This window comes from Bacillus sp. SRB3LM (assembly GCF_015712745.1).
GTDB classification, from domain to species: Bacteria; Bacillota; Bacilli; order Bacillales; family Bacillaceae_G; genus Bacillus_A; species Bacillus_A thuringiensis_K.
Genome location: NZ_VWVQ01000108.1, coordinates 1 through 2,201 on the forward strand (window position 1 = coordinate 1; position 2,201 = coordinate 2,201).

The following is a 2,201-nucleotide window of genomic DNA, read 5'->3' on the forward strand; positions in this document are numbered from 1 at the left end:
TTGAGACGGCAGCTATCTTTAACATTCCTGCCCCTTCAACGATTTCTGTTTGGAAAAAACAGCTCGAAACACAAGGAATTGATGCCCTTCAATCAAGGAAAAAGAGGCGTCCATCCATGAAAAAAGAGTCAAATAAACAATCAAAACAAGCACCAGTTGAAATTTCAGTCGAAGCACTTGAAGTACGTATTAAACAGCTTGAAATGGAAAATGAGTACTTAAAAAAGTTGAATGCCTTAGTTCAAAACAAGGAAAAATGAAGGTGTTATGGCTACCGTCGCATTCGTGATGAGTTAACGAATAGTGGTCAGAAAGTGAATCACAAGAAGGTTCTGCACATTATGAAAGAGCTTGGATTAAAGTGGGTTGTACGTATGAAAAAATATAAGTCTTATGAAGAGAAAACCGGTAAAATGACACCAAATATTTTAGCGCGTAGTTTTCATGCAGATGCACCGAATCAAAAATGGGTAACAGAAATTTTTTGGAGAGAAACTTTATTTATTACCTGTATTAGACTTGTATAATGGTGAAATTATTACCTATACAATAGGCTCTAGACCGACGTATTCACTTGTTTCAGAAATGTCAGAGAACGCATTAGAACGTTTGCTTGAAAATCACCAACTATTGATGCATTCAGATCAAGGGTGGCATTACCAAATGAAACAATATGTCCGTACTCTTGAATCAAGAGGTATTGTGCAGAGTATGTCTCGAAAAGGCAACTGTTATGACAACGCAATAATGGACAATTTCTTCGGGATCATGAAGTCGGAATTCCTCTACATAAAAGAGTTTGAAAGTGTAGAACATTTTAAAATAGAATTAAAAAAATATACAAATTATTATAATACGAAACGGATAAAGACAAGATTAAAAATGAGCCCGGTGCAATACCAGACTCACTTTTATCAAGCTTCCTAATGAAATAACCATGTTTAACTTTTAGGGGGCACTTCAAATCCTCAAAAACTTCTGCTTGTTTTTTGGTAACATCCTGGTTTTTTTCAATAACTTTCTGATACTGTTCATTCTTTTTTACATAGTCAAAAGCATCCACGCGAATAACGCTGCGAATGCTCCCCGTTAAGAGCTCTTTTAAATAAACTTTTCACATTATTCCTTTAATTACTAACCCTAAAATCCCTGCTGTGACTGCCCCGATAATAATTCGTAAAATCCAAACTGTATTTAAACTGATTTTTTCCAATTGCTTATTAACTGTAGAAATGTCTTTTTCATTTATCGTTGTACGCATCTCTACATTTCTTATTTCTCGCATGATTTCTTTTTGGTTCAAGGTCAACTCCTCTATTTTTTTCTTGATATCTTCCATGTTTCCACATCCCTTGTTCTAATTAACTACGAAGCATCTAGATATATTATTCTATAAGTGGACAAGATGTTCTTATTCAAAGAGATTATGTGGAACCTTTATTTATAATCAGATTTAAAGATTGTGATTCCTTCTCATGTAAGTACGCACATATTAAAACGAATACCAGACTTAGCCATTCGCTTTAATATTCTTCGCTCCTGGATCTTCCGGTACATGAATTTAAAAATAAGAAAAAGAAAATAAAGGATAAAACTATACATCAAAATTTGTAATATGTTTGGCATTTCTGGTAGATTAGACACTTCGCTCCACCTCTTTAATTGGTTTCATTTTCTTTGGTTGGGCTATTTCTTTTGCCTGTTGCTCATTCACTTGTTTCTTCCGGACATCGTTCCAATCCTTTTCATTTGTTGGAATATCCTCTTGAAGGTCTACAAAGCATTTCATTGTCTGAATGAAGTCTTTCCCAGGTTTATCATTATCAACTGCCATAATGACCTCTTTAATATCGTGCCCTTCTTTTTTCGCATCCATTAAAGATTGAATTACTGTTTTTGACTTCAATCCATGCATAGAAACCAGGCGAGCGTTTTGTATCTTATTTTGTTTGATACTCCAATGAGATAACATGTCGATTGGATCTTCATAAAAATAAATCTTATCCGGTTTACCTACATCAACCGTAAAACCGGCATTGATTTTTTCATAATTCGGGACAATTTGCTTAAAGCTTCCTCTTTTATTCTCCATTTTGACCGTACCTTGATGAGGTGGTACAGTAAAACTGGAACACAGTATAGAGATAAATTATTCTATATAAGAGGTGTTTCAGATGAAAAAACAGTATGATGAAACGTTT

1 protein-coding gene and 4 pseudogenes are annotated in these 2,201 nt (G+C 34.3%); 1 reads left to right on the forward strand and 4 read right to left on the reverse strand.

Annotated features, from left to right (window positions below; genetic code table 11):
- Nucleotides 1-927, forward strand: a pseudogene (locus F3I02_RS34285) (IS3 family transposase); the annotation flags it as partial.
- 34 nt (nt 928-961) lie between these two features.
- Here F3I02_RS34285 and F3I02_RS34290 read toward each other — a convergent pair.
- The 4 genes and pseudogenes from F3I02_RS34290 to F3I02_RS32335 all read right to left on the reverse strand — a co-directional run.
- A pseudogene (locus F3I02_RS34290) lies at nt 962-1,089 on the reverse strand (BhlA/UviB family holin-like peptide); the annotation flags it as partial.
- A gap of 25 nt (nt 1,090-1,114) precedes the next feature.
- Entirely contained in the window at nt 1,115-1,339 is a 225-nt protein-coding gene (locus F3I02_RS32325; RefSeq protein ID WP_196477511.1) for a hypothetical protein, read from the reverse strand.
- 155 nt (nt 1,340-1,494) lie between these two features.
- Nucleotides 1,495-1,644, reverse strand: a pseudogene (locus tag F3I02_RS32330) (restriction endonuclease); the annotation flags it as partial.
- A pseudogene (locus F3I02_RS32335) lies at nt 1,637-2,107 on the reverse strand (toprim domain-containing protein); the annotation flags it as partial. The pseudogenes F3I02_RS32335 and F3I02_RS32330, both read right to left, overlap by 8 nt.
- Nucleotides 2,108-2,201: the final 94 nt, after the last annotated feature.